The sequence below is a fragment of the Bradyrhizobium sp. Ken01 genome (genome assembly GCF_055807355.1).
The window spans coordinates 55,230-71,789 of the sequence record NZ_JBVVPC010000015.1; the positions used below are offsets into that span (position 1 = coordinate 55,230).

General features: G+C 62.0%; 14 protein-coding genes. 11 read left to right on the plus strand and 3 right to left on the minus strand.

The features are described from left to right. Positions 1–117 precede the first annotated feature (117 nt). The 4 genes from AC0L3S_RS16745 (at position 118) to AC0L3S_RS16760 (ending at position 5,702) form a co-directional block, all read left to right on the plus strand. Positions 118–2,871 (plus strand): decarboxylase, encoded by a 2,754-nt coding sequence (locus tag AC0L3S_RS16745; protein ID WP_473279940.1) that lies wholly within the window; start codon positions 118–120, stop codon positions 2,869–2,871. A gap of 15 nt (positions 2,872–2,886) precedes the next feature. Then, a complete protein-coding gene (locus tag AC0L3S_RS16750) occupies positions 2,887–4,587 on the plus strand; it encodes an aspartate:alanine exchanger family transporter (protein ID WP_473260285.1) in 1,701 nt (566 codons plus the stop codon). A 31-nt stretch (positions 4,588–4,618) separates the two neighbouring features. Beyond that, positions 4,619–5,056 (plus strand): hypothetical protein, encoded by a 438-nt coding sequence (locus AC0L3S_RS16755; RefSeq protein WP_085351231.1) that lies wholly within the window; start codon positions 4,619–4,621, stop codon positions 5,054–5,056. A 175-nt stretch (positions 5,057–5,231) separates the two neighbouring features. Continuing rightward, complete coding sequence (locus tag AC0L3S_RS16760; protein ID WP_473260283.1) at positions 5,232–5,702, plus strand: hypothetical protein; 471 nt, start codon at positions 5,232–5,234, stop codon at positions 5,700–5,702. A gap of 97 nt (positions 5,703–5,799) precedes the next feature. On the opposite strand, the gene ppk2 is transcribed toward AC0L3S_RS16760, so the two are convergent. Together ppk2 and AC0L3S_RS16770 are read right to left on the minus strand one after the other, a co-directional pair. Beyond that, positions 5,800–6,600, minus strand: a complete 801-nt coding sequence (gene ppk2, locus AC0L3S_RS16765; protein ID WP_473279942.1) for a polyphosphate kinase 2 — start codon at positions 6,598–6,600, stop codon at positions 5,800–5,802. 36 nt (positions 6,601–6,636) lie between these two features. Then, complete coding sequence (locus AC0L3S_RS16770) at positions 6,637–7,089, minus strand: hypothetical protein (RefSeq protein ID WP_085351234.1); 453 nt, start codon at positions 7,087–7,089, stop codon at positions 6,637–6,639. Between the two features lie 181 nt (positions 7,090–7,270). Here AC0L3S_RS16770 and AC0L3S_RS16775 point away from each other — a divergent pair, with 181 nt between their 5' ends. The 7 genes from AC0L3S_RS16775 (at position 7,271) to AC0L3S_RS16805 (ending at position 14,613) form a co-directional block, all read left to right on the plus strand. Continuing rightward, on the plus strand, positions 7,271–7,681 hold the full coding sequence (locus AC0L3S_RS16775; RefSeq protein WP_473280061.1) for a hypothetical protein: 411 nt from the start codon (positions 7,271–7,273) through the stop codon (positions 7,679–7,681). Continuing rightward, entirely contained in the window at positions 7,674–8,906 is a 1,233-nt protein-coding gene (locus AC0L3S_RS16780) for an HlyD family secretion protein (protein ID WP_027517207.1), read from the plus strand. Before AC0L3S_RS16775 ends, AC0L3S_RS16780 begins: the two co-directional genes overlap by 8 nt. A gap of 111 nt (positions 8,907–9,017) precedes the next feature. After that, positions 9,018–10,361 carry a TAXI family TRAP transporter solute-binding subunit gene (locus AC0L3S_RS16785; RefSeq protein WP_473279944.1) on the plus strand — a complete coding sequence of 448 codons (1,344 nt, stop codon included), beginning with the start codon at positions 9,018–9,020 and terminating at the stop codon, positions 10,359–10,361. Positions 10,362–10,597: 236 nt separating this feature from the next. After that, positions 10,598–11,503 (plus strand): ABC transporter substrate-binding protein, encoded by a 906-nt coding sequence (locus AC0L3S_RS16790; RefSeq protein ID WP_473279946.1) that lies wholly within the window; start codon positions 10,598–10,600, stop codon positions 11,501–11,503. A gap of 104 nt (positions 11,504–11,607) precedes the next feature. Then, positions 11,608–13,248, plus strand: a complete 1,641-nt coding sequence (locus AC0L3S_RS16795) for a DUF3300 domain-containing protein (protein WP_473280063.1) — start codon at positions 11,608–11,610, stop codon at positions 13,246–13,248. Beyond that, positions 13,245–14,162: a DUF2950 domain-containing protein gene (locus AC0L3S_RS16800; RefSeq protein ID WP_473279948.1), complete on the plus strand. Its 918-nt coding sequence runs from the start codon at positions 13,245–13,247 to the stop codon at positions 14,160–14,162. The genes AC0L3S_RS16795 and AC0L3S_RS16800 overlap by 4 nt, the downstream gene beginning before the upstream one ends. A gap of 49 nt (positions 14,163–14,211) precedes the next feature. Then, entirely contained in the window at positions 14,212–14,613 is a 402-nt protein-coding gene (locus AC0L3S_RS16805) for a hypothetical protein (protein ID WP_473260271.1), read from the plus strand. Between the two features lie 41 nt (positions 14,614–14,654). On the opposite strand, the gene AC0L3S_RS16810 is transcribed toward AC0L3S_RS16805, so the two are convergent. After that, positions 14,655–16,346 (minus strand): MASE4 domain-containing protein, encoded by a 1,692-nt coding sequence (locus tag AC0L3S_RS16810; RefSeq protein WP_473279950.1) that lies wholly within the window; start codon positions 16,344–16,346, stop codon positions 14,655–14,657. Between the last annotated feature and the right edge of the window lie 214 nt (positions 16,347–16,560).

Below are 16,560 nucleotides of genomic sequence, written 5' to 3' on the forward strand. Positions count from 1 at the left end.
TCGCGAGGTGCATCGCTCCTTCTTCAAGATGCGCGTCCGTTGACTTGGATCAATAGACCGATGTGAGCGGGCATCACGATCCCGGCGGAGACGTCGCAAACTGATCTGGAGAGAGACATGTCCAAGGACGCCAAGGCTGCAGAAAAGCGCATCGATCAGTTCATTTCCGGGCCCGGCGGACGGGCGGACGACTGGCGCGACCTGGTCGAGGCAGCCAAGACGTGGGCACGCGGCGGCGATCGCGCGAAATATGACGCGGCGCTGGCTGATCTCTCCGTCATAGAGGAGTTTCACGGTTATCCCGGCCTGCAATTGATGGCGGCCTTGCGGGAAGCGGCAACGGCCGGGGATGCGGCGGGTTCACTTGGTCTTGCGACGCGGATTACACAGGCCCTGATGACAAGATCCTTCCGCCAGCATGCCGGCGATTGGGATCCCAAGGACGACGGCAGTGGCGATGCGCCCGAGCTTGTGTCCTCGACTTTCGGCTCACATGCAGCCCGACGGCCCTATTTCGAAACGCTGGTCGTCACCGGCGTCTCCTCCGAGAAGTGGCCGGCTCTCGCCAGCGAATGGCGCAAGCTGCGGCGCCCGGTCGATTCTTTCGTCTATGAGCCAGTGATCGTCGGCAGCCTCGAAGACGCCTTCTGCGCGACGATGCTCAACCCCAATATCGCCGCCGTCGTCATCAACGAAGGGTTCGGCCTGCGCTCGCGTCACGATGCGCCGATACTCCGCACCATGACCGCCGCCGCGGGTATCAATGACGAGGCGGACGCGTCCGCGCTCCGGCTAGCGCACGTCATCAAGCGGGTACGTCCCGAGCTCGACATCTATCTGATGTCGAATCGCGACGTGGAGGCAATGGCTGGGAACCCCGAAGCCAATGTGGTTCGGCGGATATTTTACTCGATCGAAGAGCTCCTCGAGCTCCATCTCTCCATCCTCGAGGGTATCCAGGATCGCTTCGACACTCCGTTTTTCGACAATCTCAAGAAATATGCGCAACGCCCGATCGGAACGTTCCATGCGCTGCCAATCGCGCGCGGCAAGTCTGTGTTCAGGTCGGACTGGATCCGCGATATGGGCGAATTCTATGGCTTGAACCTGTTCCTGGCCGAGAGCAGCGCGACCACTGGCGGCCTCGATAGCCTGCTGGAGCCGACCGGCACCATCAAGAAAGCGCAGGACAAGGCAGCCCGCGCGCTCGGCGCGGATCGCGTGTTCTTCGTGACCAATGGCACCTCGACGTCCAACAAGATGGCGGTGCAGGCGCTGCTCGGGCCAGGCGACATCGCGATCGTCGATCGAAACTGCCACAAGTCGCACCACTACGGCATGGTTTTGGCCGGCGCCCAGCCGATCTACGTCGAAGCGTTCCCGATGACGGAGTATTCGATGTACGGCGCGGTGCCGCTGCAGACCATCAAGCAGGCCCTGCTGAATGCGAGGGCCGATGGCCGGCTGGACCGCGTCAAGATGCTGGACCTGACCAACTGCACCTTTGACGGCCATATCTACAACACCCGGCGGGTGATGGAGGAATGCCTCGCGATCAAGCCCGATCTCATCTTCCTGTGGGACGAAGCCTGGTTCGGCTTCGCGCGCTTCTCGCCGTTCCTGCGCCGGCGCACCGCGATGGGCGCCGCGAACGAGATCGAGACCTGGATGCATGACCCGAAATCGGTCGCAGCTTACGAGAAGCAGCAGGCCGAGCTCGGCAAGACTCCGTCGGACGCGGTGCTGCTCAAGACCCGACTGGTTCCCGATCCGCGGCAGATCCGCTTGCGGGTCTACCAGACCAACTCGACCCATAAGTCGATGTCGGCGATCCGGCAGGGCTCGATGTTGTCCGTCAAGGACGTCGAATTCCATACTGTCGAGCAACAGTTCAAGGAGGCGGTGTTTACGCACGCATCGACCAGCCCGAACCAGCAGCTCATTGCCAGCCTCGACGTCTCGCGGCGCCAGATGGAGCTTGAAGGCTACGGTCTCGTCGCCAACGCGATCGAAATCGCGTTCGCGATCCGCAAGGCGGTCAACAACAATCCGCTGATCTCCAAATACTTCCGGATTCTCGGTGCGGACGCCATGGTGCCGGCGCAATACCGCCAGAGCGGCTTTACCGATTATCTGGCCGCCGGCACGAACTGGGCAAACGTCGTGAAGAGCCTGGACGAAGACGAGTTCTGCCTGGATCCGACCCGCATGACGCTGGTGTGCGGTACCGCCGGCTATGACGGTACGCAATTCAAGGGGATTCTAGCCAACGACTACAACATCCAGATCAACAAGACCTCGCGCAACTCGGTGTTGTTCCAATCCAACATCAACAACACCCGCAGCGACGTCGCCCATCTGGTGAGGGTGCTGGCCGAGATTGCGGGCGAGGTGGATCGCGGACTGGTTCAGGGCGGCGCCAATGCGAAGAAGACCTTCGATGCACGGGTCAAGAGCCTGATGACTGATGTGCCCGACCTGCCGAACTTCTCCCATTTCCACGACAGTTTCCGTGGCGATGCCGGCACCAAGACAAACGAGGGCGACATCCGTAGCGGCTTCTACTCGGCCTATGATGCGGCGGGATGCGAATATATCCGGCTCGGCGATGCCGAGATCGACCGTCGCCTCAAGGCCGGTCCCGACCTCGTCTCTGCCAGTTTCGTGATCCCGTATCCGCCGGGCTTCCCGATCATGGTGCCGGGGCAGGTCATCACCCAGGAAACCATCGACTTCATGCGCAAGCTCGATGTGAAGGAAATCCACGGCTACGACGCCAAGGAAGGGTTGAAGCTCGTACGTGCCGAAGCCCTGGCGAAGATTGGCCGGCCCAAGCCCGGCGCCGCGCCGAAGCTGAAGGCTGCATCGTAATAAAAGGGGACGGACATGCAGAGCTTTTTCACGTTCTTGCAGCAGAACCCGTTTCTGTTGCTGTTCTTCGTCGTTGGCCTCGCCGTCTGGATCGGCCGGGCCAGCATCAAGGGCTACGGCCTCGGCATGGTCGCCGGCGCCATCGTGGTGGGCGCTGGCCTATCTGTGTGGGCGTCGATCTATGGCGTGAAGCTCGAGTTGAACAACTTTGCCAAGAGCCTCTTCTATTACCTGTTCATGTATGGGGTTGGCCTTCGTGTCGGGCCCTCTTTCATCAACAGCCTGAAAGGCGACGGCCTCAAGTTCTGCATCCTTGCGCTCGTGTCCAGTGTTGTCGGACTTGCGCTGGTCGTGATTTGCGCCAAGCTGTTTGCGCTGCCAATTGGTGCTGCCGGCGGCATGCTGGCGGGATCTCAGACCATGTCTGCCGCGATCGGTTCGGCCGAGCAGGCTATCACCTCGGGTGTGGTGAAGCTCCCTGAAGGCATGAAGCCCGAGGATGCGTCTGGCATGATCGCGCTGTCCTACGGCATCACCTACATCTGGGGCACGGTGGGCATCATCCTGATCTGCAAGTACCTGCCGCGCTGGTGGGGCGTCGACGCCAAGGCGGCAGCCAAGCAGTACGAGCAGGAGTTTGGCGTCAAGGACCTCGAGGGTGGCGGCCTGACCGGTTACCGGCAGTTCGGCCTCCGTGCCTACCGGCTCGACAATCCGGCCCAGGTCGGCATGAGCATTGCCAAATTCCGGACGATGAATCCCGAATACCGCATCGTCAACGTGGCGCGCCGAGGAGAACCGCTGGGTGCCGACCCCGAACTCGTTCTGCAAAAGGGCGACGTCGTCGCGCTCGGCGGCTCGACCGAACATCTGACCGACAAGATGGGCCTGATCGGGCCGGAAGTCGCCGACGCCAAGGCGCTCGGCATTCCCATGGATCAGGCGGACATCCTTGTCACCAACAAGGAGATGGCCGGACGGACCTTTGAATCCTTCCGCGAGACGGCCATTGCCGGTCAGTTGCAGGTCACCAAGGTCGAACGTGGCGGCGTGCAGATTCCGGCCGGTCTCAAGACCGAGTTGCAGCGGATGGACATCGTCTCGGTGGTCGGTATCAAGTCGGCCGTCAACGAGCTCGGCGAGATGTGGGGACGCATTGCGCGGACCAACACCTCGACCGATCTGTTGACGCTCGCCGCCGGCATGATCATCGGCTTCCTGATCGGGATGATCGAATTCCCGGCCTTTGGTGCCAAGATCGGCCTCGGCAACGCCGGCGGTCTGTTGCTGTCGGGCGTGATCGTCTCGTCGCTGGTTTCCCGGCTGCGCTTCTTCGGCAACACGCCGAACGCGGCGCGCAATGTGCTCGAGGATCTCGGTCTCGTGGTCTTCGTCGCCATCGTCGGCATTAATGCCGGCGCGGGACTACTGGCGCAACTGACCGGGGCCGTGGCACTGAAGATCTTCGTTGCCGGCTTTATTGCCTGCACGATTCCGCCGTTCATCGTCTGGGCGATCGGCTTCCACGTCTTCAAGATCAACCCGGCCGTGCTGATGGGCGGCGTCGCCGGTGCGCGGTCTCACTCCGGGCCGTGCCGTGAGGCCGCGGTGGAAATCCAGAGCTCCGTGCCCTGGATCGGCTTCCCGGTCGGCTACGCGGTATCAGGCATTCTGCTCACCGTGTTCGGCTACTTCGCAATGATCCTGGCTCAATAGCTCGGCGTCACAACCAGAGGAAAGAAAAGTCATGAGAAAAGTCGCTATTTATGCCGCCCTGGTCGCCTCGCTGGCAGGCGTCGCCGGATTCAGCACGCCATCGCGGGCAGAGACCGGCCAAGTTGCCGTTGTCTTCACCAAGGGTGGCTTCATCGTTGGCGTCGGTGGGGGCGAGGGCGTTCTGCTGTATCGCGGCCACAAATACCCGTTCACCGTCTCCGGCATGAGCGTCGGCTTCACGATCGGCGCTTCGACCACCAAGCTGGTCGGTCGTGCCCTCAACCTGAGGGGGCCGGAGTCGCTCGAAGGCTCCTACGCCGTCGGCGGTGCGGGCGGTGCCATCGCTGCCGGCGCAGGTGCCGTTCAGCTACAGAACGGCAACGGCGTGATTCTGCAGCTTAGCGGGCCGAAGGTCGGTGCGGAGCTGTCAGCCGCTGTGGGGGGCGTGACGATAGCTTTGAAGCGGTAGAGCGGCAGTCGCGCCGCTTCGGCGGTCGCGGCGCTCTAGCTTGAATGGCGGCTGCTTTTCTCATGCACGTAAGTCGGGGAAGCGGCCGCAAATCAGCGCCAGGTCGGGTGCCAACCGCGGTTCGCGAGGCATCGTCGAAGCGGATTACGGCACCCATATCGAGGGAGGACACGCCATGCTTCGTTATCTCTTAGCTCTTGTTGCGGCCGTCGTTCTTCTCACGGCCACGCTTATTCCCGATGATGCCTATGCCCGCCGCGGAGGTGGCGGTGGTGGCTATCGCGGAGGTGGAGGGGGCATGCGCGCCGGAGGTTTTCATGGCGGTGGCTATCGTGGCGGCGCCGTTCATGCGGGGCGGATCCATGGCGGAGGCGGACGCCATTACGCAGGAGGTCCGCGGCCGAGCCATCCGATCGCCGGTCGTCCTGGCCGTCCAGGTTACCCCGTTGCGGGCCGTCCCGGCCGCCCCGTCGCCGGTTATCCCGGCGGCTATCCGCGATATGGCTACCGAGGCGCGGCTTACGGTGCTGCTGCCGTCGGTGCGGCCGCCGCGGGCGCCTACGGATACTACAATAACAACTACAACAACGGTTGCTATCAGGACACGTACGGCAACTGGGTCTGTCCCAACCAGTACCCGTATTGAAAGAATGCGCTGCTGACGGGCCCAGCGAAGTCCGTCGGCAGCATCGATCTGACCGATCAGCGATCGGACCGCGCTGGCCGTGCGGCCGATCACCTCGTCAATAGCGTTCGGCGACGAAGTTCATTCCGCGCAGGCCGGCCTGGTCATTGTAGCGCCCCTTGTCGGAGCGCTTCGGCAGCTTCACCTTGTCCTTCTTGATCCGCTTGTGCGGGATAGCCTCCAGGATGTGCGCGATACAGTTCAGCCGCGCCCGCCGCTTGTCGTCGGAGCGAATGATGTACCAAGGCGCGTCCTTCGTGCTCGTCTTCTTGAGCATCAGGTCACGCGCGCGCGAATAATCATACCAGCGTTTGAAGGATTCGAGGTCCATCGGGCTCAACTTCCATTGCCGCACCGGATCGTCGATGCGGGCGTTGAAGCGGCGCTCCTGCTCGTCCATCCCGACCTCGAGCCAGATCTTGATCAGGATGATGCCGCCATCGATGGCGTACTTTTCCATTTGTGGGCAGAGCGACAGGAAACGATCGTGCTCGGCGGGCGAGCAGAATCCCATGACATATTCGACGCCGGCGCGGTTGTACCAGCTCCGGTCGAAGATCACGATCTCGCCGCCGGCCGGAAACTGCTTCATGTAGCGCTGGAAGAAAAGCTGCGTCTTTTCGCGATCCGATGGCGCCGGCAGCGCCACCACCCGGAATACGCGCGGGCTGACCTTTTCGGTGATCGCCTTGATCGTGCCGCCCTTGCCGGCCGCGTCGCGGCCTTCGAACAGGACGATGACCCGAAGCTTGTTCTCCTTTACATAATCCTGGAGATGGCAAAGCTCGATCTGGAGCTTTTCGAGCTCCTTCTCGTAGTCCTTGCGCTTCATCCGCTCTGAGGCTTCGTCCTTTGCCATGCCGCTCCGCCTTCTCTTAACTCGGCCGAAACGTGATCAGTCGCCCCACGAAATGATGACCCCGATGTCGCCGGGCACGCCGTCAGGAAAGTCGACGACCTGGTAGCCGATGCGATAGCCGCGCGGCTTGAGGTATTCGGTCCAGAGTTCGAATATCTCTTTTGGAATTCCCGTCAGCGTTTTCTCCCAGCCCGCCTCCATCTGGTTGATCGCACGGCCCTTGTCCGTGCACAGCGTATTCGGGAAGCGATAGACCTGCACTTCGGTCAGCCCGTTGCGAACCGCGCGCTGGATGATGGTCGAGGCGAGCTTGATTTTCTCTTCCTCGGATTTGCCGGACGGTTTGCTCAGCCGTTCGATCAGAGCGCGTTTCTCGGCTTCGGCCGCGGCGGCGAGGCGAACATATTCCTCGGCCTTTCTGGCTTCCTCGAGCGCAGCTTCCTTGCGAATTTGCAGTGCGTTGGGAATGAGCTCATCGATGCCGGGCATGATTGGTGCGTTCCTGGCTTGCTGTGGGATCGGAGTCAGGGCTAAGCTAAGTTTCGCGCCGTTCGGACCTTTGATTCATATCAAGCAATTTTCTCACCTGCGCGGCCACGGTAACGAGCCGGCGCGCAGACCGCCCTGATCCCTTCTGTGGAGGCGACCATTGAGCGAGCAACTTCATCCGATGGCCCCGCATCATCTGCCGTTCTACCTCGCGCCGGGAAGCGGCACGGACGTGCTGATGGTGGTGATGGGGATCTTCCTGATCGGCACCGTACTCTGGGTTGGCACGCTCTATTGGAAGCTGCACAGCCTGCCGGAACGAATGGCCCACAAGTCGCAGAAGCTTCAGTTCGAGATCGTGGCCGTGCTGGGCATCATCTCGCTCTTTACGCATATGCACATTTTCTGGGTGGCCGGCCTTCTGCTCGCGATGATCGACTTGCCGGATTTCGGCACGCCGCTGCGGAGTATCGCAGGCTCTGTCGAGAGGATCGCCGATGCCGCGCCCGGCGAGGGTCGCGAGCCCGAACTCCCTGACTTGCCGCCGGTTGAAAAGCCGATCGTCAAGGGAAAGGAACACAGCCATGTTTGAGCTCATGTTCTGCTCCCTCCTGACCATCCTGCCGGACTACCTCTACCGCCGCTATGCCCAGGGCAAACGTTTCGGCAAGGAGATCACCTTCTTTTCCATCTGGTATGAATTGCGATGGGGCATCACCGGCTGCCTGATGCTGACGATTTCGCTGATCACGATGATCTTCTACTTTCACCCGTCAACGACCTCGGCCGCGCTCTATTTTCGGACGGTCCCCATCCTTCCTGAAGGCTCCGGCCGCGTCGCGGAAGTCAATGTCGGCTACAGCGAGGCAGTGAAGAAAGGCGATGTGCTGTTCAGGTTGGACAGTTCGAAGCAGAAGGCCGCCTTGGAGACGGCCACGCGCAAGATCGCCGAGGTCGACGCCGCGATGACAAGCGCCGAAAACGACGTGGTCAAGGCCGAAGCGCAGATCCAGGAAGCCAAGGCCAGCCTTCAGCAGGCCAAGGACGAGCTGGACGTCAAGACGGAGCTGCAGCGCCGCAATCCCGGTATTGTCCCGCAACGTGATATCGAGAAACTACAGGTCGTGGTCAACCAGCGGCAGGCTGGTGTGGACTCGGCCACAGCGTCCAAAACGTCGGCGATGTTGCGGCTTTCAACGCTGTTGCCGGCTGAAAAAGCGAGCGGCCAGGCGGCGTTGGCTGAAGCGCAGGTCGATCTCGACAAGACCTTCGTTCGCGCCGGCGTCGACGGGCGGGTCGAACAGTTCCTCGTTCGGACTGGCGATCTCGTTGCCCAGATCATGCGACCAGCCGGCGTGTTGATACCGGCGGATGCCGGTAGGGGTAGGCTGCAGGCCGGGTTTGGACAGATTGAAGCGGGAGTGGTGAAGGTAGGGATGGTCGCAGAAGCGACCTGCATCTCCAAGCCATGGGTCATCATTCCGCTCATTGTCACCGATGTGCAGGATTACATCGCCGCCGGCCAGGTCCAGGCTGGCCAGGAATTGATTGAAGCTCAGAATGCACGCAAGCCGGGTTCGATCCTCGCCTTCCTGGAGCCGCTGTACAAGGGCGGACTTGAAGGCGTGACGCCGGGCAGCAGCTGCATCGTCAATGCCTATACCAGCAATCACGAGGAGATCTCTGCGAAGGAGACGGGCACGGCTCGGGCCGTCGCTCTGCATGTCGTCGATGGCGTCGGGCTCGTGCACGCCATGCTGTTGCGAATTCAGGCGCTGCTGCTGCCGATCAAGACGCTGGTGCTGAGCGGGCACTGACCGGCTTCGCTTTGGTTTGAATCGCACTTCGGTTCAGCGATGCGCCTCAGTTGAGCCGGTCTGGCGTCATGAGCCAGTCCGACCACCCAGCATATTCACTATGAGCGCTACATGATCTCCGCAAAAATGCCGACCTGGCTTCGTTCCTTTATTGTCGCCAGCGCTGTCGTGCTCTTGGTTGGAGCTGGCCTGTTCGGCTACCGCTGGTATTCCCGCCCGACGACGCTGACCATCGCGGTCGGATCGCTGGACGGTGAGGCCGCTCGTCTGGTCTCAGCGCTGGCGAGCCGGCTTGCCGTGGTGAACGCCCCGGTCCGGCTCAGGCTGGTGGAAACGACCAATGCGGTTGATGCTGCCGAGCAGTTTGCGGCGGAAAAGGTCGAGCTTGCTGTCGTCCGCGGCGACGTCGGCGACCTATCGCAGGCGCAGGCCATCGTGGTTCTCGCTCACGCCGTTGTCCTGCTGGTTGCGCCGCCGGGCTCCTCCATTACCGAAATCGCTGGTCTGAAGCGCACCAGCGTCGGCGTGATCGGCGGCGAGATGAATCGCAAGATCGTCGACGTCCTCAGCGACGAATACGGCCTTGGACGCGCCAACGTGACATTCCGCAATCTCCAACCAGCAGACGCGCGGCGGGCACTCGATGCCAAGGAGGTACGGGCGATTCTGATCGTCGTTCCCCTTGCGGAAAAGTATCTGGCCCTCTTGCGCGGCCTCTTTCTGCAAACGCCGAAGACCGCACCGGTCCTCCTTCCCGTCGAGGCGGCTGGTGCCATCGCGGAAAAGCAGCGCGCCTATGAAAGCTTCGATGTCCCGAAGGGCACGCTGCGCGGTTCGCCGCCTGTCCCGAGCGAGGATCTCACCACGCTGCGGGTGTCGTTCTATGTGGTCGCGCAAAAGCAGCTCAGCGCAGAGGTGGCGGGCAGCCTGGCCGACGCGCTGATGAAGGCGCGCAGGGATCTGCTGGGTGAATTGCCAATCCTCTCGCAAATGACCGCGCCGAGCACGGATTCGGACGCCTTCCTCCCGGTTCATCCTGGCGCCGCAGCATTCTACAACGGAACGCAGCAGAGCTTTCTAGACGAATGGGGAAACGCGATCTTCCTCGCGCCCATGATTTTCGGCGGCTTCATCTCTATATTGGCGGCGGCTTGGAAATTCCTTCAGGTGCGTGATCCCTCTAAGGACGAACGGGGCCTGGACTTGCTGTATGCGCTGGGCGCGCGGATACGCAAGACGGAGGCGGAGGCCGAACTGTCCGATATCGAGGTCGAGATCGACCGGGTGCTCCAGGGCCAGCGCGCCAAGGCCGCTGCAGGAGACGAGAATGCGCTCGATGTCACGACATTGAATGTCGCTGCGCATCGTCTTCAGAGCCTGATTCACGACCGTCGGATCCTGCTGTCCGCGAATGGACATGAGCAAGCGCTCGGTCAGCCAGTTGACCGCACCTGACGGTGGTCACTCCAGACCAAGCCGAATCACGACCGAACCCAAGCTTAGCTACCTTGATCTTGATCAAACCCTCCGGCCGCCAACCCCGTTTCCTTCAGCAATCGCGTCAAGCGAAGGGTGCGGGACATTCGGGGGATAGCGGACGGGCAATGAAGCGTCGTGAGTTCATGGCCTTGGTCGGGGCTGCAGCCGCTTGTCCGGTTTTCGCGCACGCTCAGGACGGGGCACCGCGGCCGATGCCGTCGGTCGGCGTGCTGACTGGCAACTTGGTGGGCGATGGCGGCGCTCAGATGCGCGTCAATGCCTTTCAGCAGGGTCTCGCCGACCTCGGCTGGATCGCCAATCAGAACTACCGACTCGATGTGCGCTGGCCGGGCTCCAATCCGACATGGCAGGAGCGTGAAGCTCGCGAACTTGTTGCCACCGGACCCGACGTGCTGTTTGCGACCAGCACGGCGACGACTCGGGCGCTGCGGGCTGCAACGCAGGTCATTCCGATCATCTTTGTCGGGCTCTCGGATCCGGTCGGGACAGGCCTCGTCGTCGATCTGGCAAGGCCGACCAGCAATCTTACCGGCTTCTCGCTTTACGAGCATGCTATGAGCGGGAAATGGCTGAGCCTGTTGAAGGACATGGTGCCCAGCATGAGCAGTGCGATGCTTCTGTACAATCCCGAGACCGCGCCATATGCGCCCCTTTATCTTCAGGCCGCACACCAGGTGGAAAGTCGCCTGCGCATGACGGTTACCGGCGCCTCCGTCCGCAGCGGCGCCGAGATCGCGGGGGTCGTCGAGACGGCGGCGCGGAATGGCAGCGGGCTCGTCGTGCTGCCGGATGGCGGTTTCTTCAGTACTCAGAGCGCCATGGCAATCCCGTTGCTGGCCCAGCGCCGCGTGCCGGCGATCTTCGCCGTCCGCTTCTATGCTGTGAATGGCGGGCTGATGTCTTATGGCGCCGACCTGACGCAACAGTTTCGGGACGGCGCTGGCTATGTCGCTCGCATCCTGCGCGGCGCCGAGGTCCGCAGTCTTCCGGTGCAATTCGCCACGAGGTTTGATCTCGTTATCAACGTGAGAGCCGTCCACGCGCTTGGGTTGGCGATCCCGGAACGATTGCTGATGGAGGCTGAGCTGATCGACTAGCTTGCTCGGGCGTGGCGGGGGATGAGGCAGCGTTTCGTTGATCTCGATCAACAAACGCCAGCTCTCGGGTCTGATGATCGGCGGACATGTGTATGGAGGATCTGATGTTTTGCTGCGGCAGGACCTTGATGGCGCTTGCGCTCGTGATCGCGATTCCGCTGGCGGCGGCGGCGCAGACCGCAGATAAGGCGCCGGCCTCCAGCCCACAGCAGGCAAATCCCCCCGCGCAAGCCGCAGAGCTTCTGAAACCGGAGCAACTCGAAGCTCTGGTCGCGCCGATTGCGCTCTATCCCGACGAGTTGCTTGCCAACGTGCTGGCGGCTTCCACCTATCCCCTGGAAGTCGTTCAGGCCGATCGCTGGCTGAAGGAGCGCAAGACTCTGAAGGGTGATGCCCTGAAGACTGAAGTCGAGAAGCAGCCGTGGGATGACAGCATCAAGGCGCTGGCCTCGACTGCTGAGGTCCTGGCCATGATGAGCGACAAGCTCGACTGGACCAAGGCGCTGGGCGACGCCGTCCTGGCACAGCAGCCGGATGTGATGGATGCGGTCCAGCGGCTGCGGACCAAGGCTTATGACAACAAGAAGCTGGTGACCACCAAGCAGCAGAAGGTGAGCGTCAAGACCGAGGAAAGCAGGCAGGTGGTCGTGATCGAGCCGGCGGTTCCCGACACGATGTATGTGCCGTATTACGAGCCTGCGACAGTCTACGGCGCGTGGCCCTACACCGAGTATCCACCATATTACTTCGGCTACCCGTCCTACATCGGCGCAGGCGTCGTCGCGGCGGGTCTCGCCTTCGGCACGGCCTGGGCCATCGGTCGCTGGGGCAATTATTGGGGCGGCGGCTGCAACTGGGGCAACCGCAACGTCTATATCAATCACCGGACTACGAATATCGGAAATGGGTGGCAGCACAATCCCTCGCATCGCCAAGGGGTACGCTACAACAACGCCAACGTTCAGCAGCGCTTCGGCAATAGCAATCTGAAGGCCGGCGCCGCCGACCGGATGGATTTCCGCGGCCGCGACGGACAGCAGAAGCCGGGACAGGATCGGCCTGGTGGCGCAGATCGCGCCGGTGACCGCGCGGGAGATCGCGCTGGCGACCGAGGTGGCGACCGTCAAGGCGCCGGGGATCGCGCCAAGGCCGGAGGCGATCGCGCCAAAGGTGGCGGCGATCGCGCGGCGAAGGGCGGTGGTGCCAAGAATGCCGGTGCAAAGAGTGCTGGCCCTAAGGCGGGCGGTGCCAAGGGCGGCGGCACCAAGGCCGCGAACCGCGGTGGTGGCGGCGGCGCCCTGAACGTATCGTCGGGCCGCTCGGCGGCCGCAGCGTCGGCCCGTGGCCAGGCGAGCATGGCGAGCATGGGACCGCGCGGTGGCGGCGGCGGAGGTGCGAGCTTCGCCGGCCGAGGCGGCGGCGGAGGCTTCCAGGGTGGAGGTGGCGGAGGCCGGGGTGGTGGTGGTGGCGGCGGACGGCGTTCCGATATCGCGCTGAAGCACGATGTCGTTTTGCTCGGCCATCTCGCAAGCGGCCTTGGTTATTACCGCTTCAGCTATATCGGGAGCGACAAGGCCTATGTCGGCGTCATTGCGCAGGAAGTCGAGGATGTGAATCCGGTAGCCGTCACCCGCGGAGCCGACGGCTATCTCCGGGTCTATTACGAAAAGCTCGGTCTGAAATTCCGTACCTATCGTGATTGGCTCGAGAGCGGCGCGCGGATTCCTGCAGGGGTGACGCCATGATGGGTTTGAAGTCGCTTCATCGTGCGGCGTTGCCGGCCATCATGGCGCTGGCGCTCCTGAATTCGCCGTCCCTGGCGCAGCAGTCCTATCCGACACCGGAGGATGCGGCAGCGGCGCTCGCTGCCGCCGTCAAAAGCGGGCCGGACCGGGCCATCCTGAAAGTGCTCGGCAGCGCTGCCGAGGACATCGTCTCGTCCGGTGATGAGGTTGCCGACGTCGACATCCGGAAACGCTTCATCTCGATGTATGATGCTAAGCATTCGGTAAAGACAGAGGGTAACAAGAAGGCGATGCTGATGTTGGGTCCGGACGACTTCCCGTTCCCGATTCCGCTCGTCAACACCAAGACCGGCTGGGAATTCGATGCCACTGAAGGCCGCATCGAAGTGCTGTATCGCCGCATCGGCCGCAATGAGCTCGACGCGATCCAGACCAGTCTCGCCTTTGTCGATGCCGAGAACGAGTACGCCGACAAGGATCGCGGTGAGGGTATTGGCGTGTACGCGCAGCGCATCGTCAGCAGCGCGGGCAAGAAGGACGGGTTGTTCTGGCGCGACGACAGCGACCCGAGCCCGCTCGGTGCACTGGCTGCCCAGGCTTCGTCCGAAGGCTACAAGACTGAGGAGGGCCCGGCGCCCTACCACGGCTACTATTTCCGCATCCTGAAAGGGCAGGGGGCGAACACGCCAGGCGGCGCGCTGAACTATGTCGTCAACGGCAAGATGATCGGAGGTTTCGCGCTCATCGCCTGGCCTGCCGAGTACGGCAAGTCGGGCGTCATGACCTTCCTGGTCAACCACGCGGGCGTTGTCTACCAGAAGGATCTTGGGCCTCGAACCAAAGTCCTCGCTTCCCGTATCACCGCATTCGACCCGGACCAGACCTGGAAGAAGGTCGATGGTGCAAAACCCTGAGCGACTGACGGAGATACTGCGTCGGCTACGTGGGCGCCTTTCCGCCCTCATGCTCATCGCATTGATTGTCCCCACGACGCCCATCTTTGCGCAGGCCTCGGGTCAGGTTCGGGTCAAGATCATGAAGGCCGGGCTACTGGTGGGCGGCGGCGCCGGGAAAGGCGTGCTCACCTTTCGCGGCCGCAACTACCCGTTCCACGTCAGCGGCTTGAGCCTGGGAGTTACCGTCGGCGCCAGCTTCGGTCGGCTCGAGGGCTGGGCTTCGGGCATTCGTGAGATCAGCGACTTTGCCGGCACGTACAGCTCGGTTGGGGGCGGGGCTGCCCTAGCCGGCGGCATCAATGGCGTCCAGCTGCGCAACGACAAAGGCGTCACGATGGTGCTGCAGGGACCAAAAGCTGGGCTGGAGTTTGCCGCCAACCTCAGCACGATCATGATCTCTCTGAAGTGAGCGCGAGCGAAATGCGGAACGGTCGCGACCGTCCCGTATCGTCATTGCGCCGAAGCGGGAGCGGAGATGGGCATTTCCAGTTCGAAAACGGAGCCCTTGACGGCCGATTTGACTAACCTCAGCTTTCCTCCGCACCTTGCAGCCAGGTTGGAGGAGATGGCGAGCCCCAATCCCATACCCCCTTGTTTCGTCGTGAAGAACGGGTCGAAGATGCGCTCTTGATCGCCTGGTGAGACGCCGGTGCCGGAATCTTCAACGGACAAATAGACCGTTGTGCCATCATCAAGTCTGGTTTTGATACGGAGCTCTCGTTGATTGGCGGGGACCGAGCTCATTGCGTCGATTGCATTCTTGCAGAGGTTCAAGACAATCTGCTGAAGCTCAGTGCCGTCCAGGGCGGCTGGAGGAATGTTGCTCTGAAACTCCGTAGCTACGGATATCCCGTTGGCCTGGAGATCGTGCTTCAACAGTCTCAGCGCAAGCTCTGCGACATCCTCGACGTTCGTCGAAGCGCCGCCGTGCGCCGTTTTGATCGTCATCTCGCGAATGCTCGATATGATGTCGGCGGCGCGGTTGCCGTCGGCTTCGATGTCGCAGAGGATGTTCTCGAGGTCCTCCAGTTCAGGGGAGGTAGCTCGCAGGTGACTGAGCCCTGTCGCTGCATTGAGCGAGATGGCCCCCAAGGGCGATCTCAGCTCATGGGCGAGCGCGCCAGTGACCGCGTCGATACTGAGAAGCCGGTTCGCTCTTTCGCGTCGCTGCAGGGCAGTGACGCTGGCGAGACGCGAATAGATATAAATCGTTTCAACGAGTAATACGGTCAGCAACATGCAGCTACCGACTAGAACAAAGCCGCGTGCTGCATACCAACCAATGGTGAATCGAACCGAGCTGCCGATGATCGCCACCAGGAAATTGGGCAAGTAGGCGAGCAAAGTCACCATTAGCCAGAGGTCAAGAATGGTGCGCATCCGCACAAACAAGACGGTGAGAGCAGTCATATTCCATAGCAAGAGTATCAGGTTGACCTGATTGCCGAGGGGGGTCTGATGCCTGACATCGTTCACGTAGAAGCTGGGGAGAAATTCGGCTTTCGCGGTAACCATCCACGTCAGTCCTGCCACGGTGGCGATGCAGCCGATAGCTGTTGCGATCGCCGCTATTGCAGGTCTGCTTGGTCTGCCGGCGGTCGACTGATCCTTCGTGAACCCGTAGCCAAGGATCGCCGCAGGGAAGGTTGTGTGCCAAAGCACGTAAAGCCAAGCGGGGCTGTTCAGTCCATCCCCAATGACACCCGCGGAAGCATACCCGTTCGGAAACGCGAGCGTTTGCAAAAATGCGAACGATCCGCTGAAAACGTATCCACTTGCGAGCGCGAGAAGTGCCTGCTGAGGTTGGATCGAAAATTGAGCAAACAGCAGGGCCGCCGTGATGAACTCGGCAAGGGCCAGGGCGGTCTGCAAAACCGGAACGAAGCCATTGATCTGGCCCAACTGGATTCTGGCGAACGGTGCGATCACTGCCGCCAGGACGATGAGAAAGACGGCGACACCCACCGCCCAGGCCTTTTGGCGGGCGGTTGCGGGCATGTTCGCGATGATCAAGGGGAACTCCTGATCATCCTCATGAGGGGGCTCTCCAGCCGCCCTTGCCAATCGCTCGCCCGCTCGCGCAATGCGCGGCCCTGATGCTGCCGCACCGCCGACAAGACTCTTCAACTTGCGCTGGCTCATGCCGCCTCCGGGCACCGCGAGACACATCTTACTCGTCTAAACGCCCTCAGTGAAGCGCCTGATTGGGTGGTGGGTATAGACTGGGGCAATGGAGGAATTCCCGCCAATGGTGCGGATGGTGTGCTCCCGATGGACACGCTCGGCGCACGTCGCCAAGAATGACTCGGATTGTGCTTTGGGTAGGTCAACCGCTGCGCATCCATCAGCTCGCGTG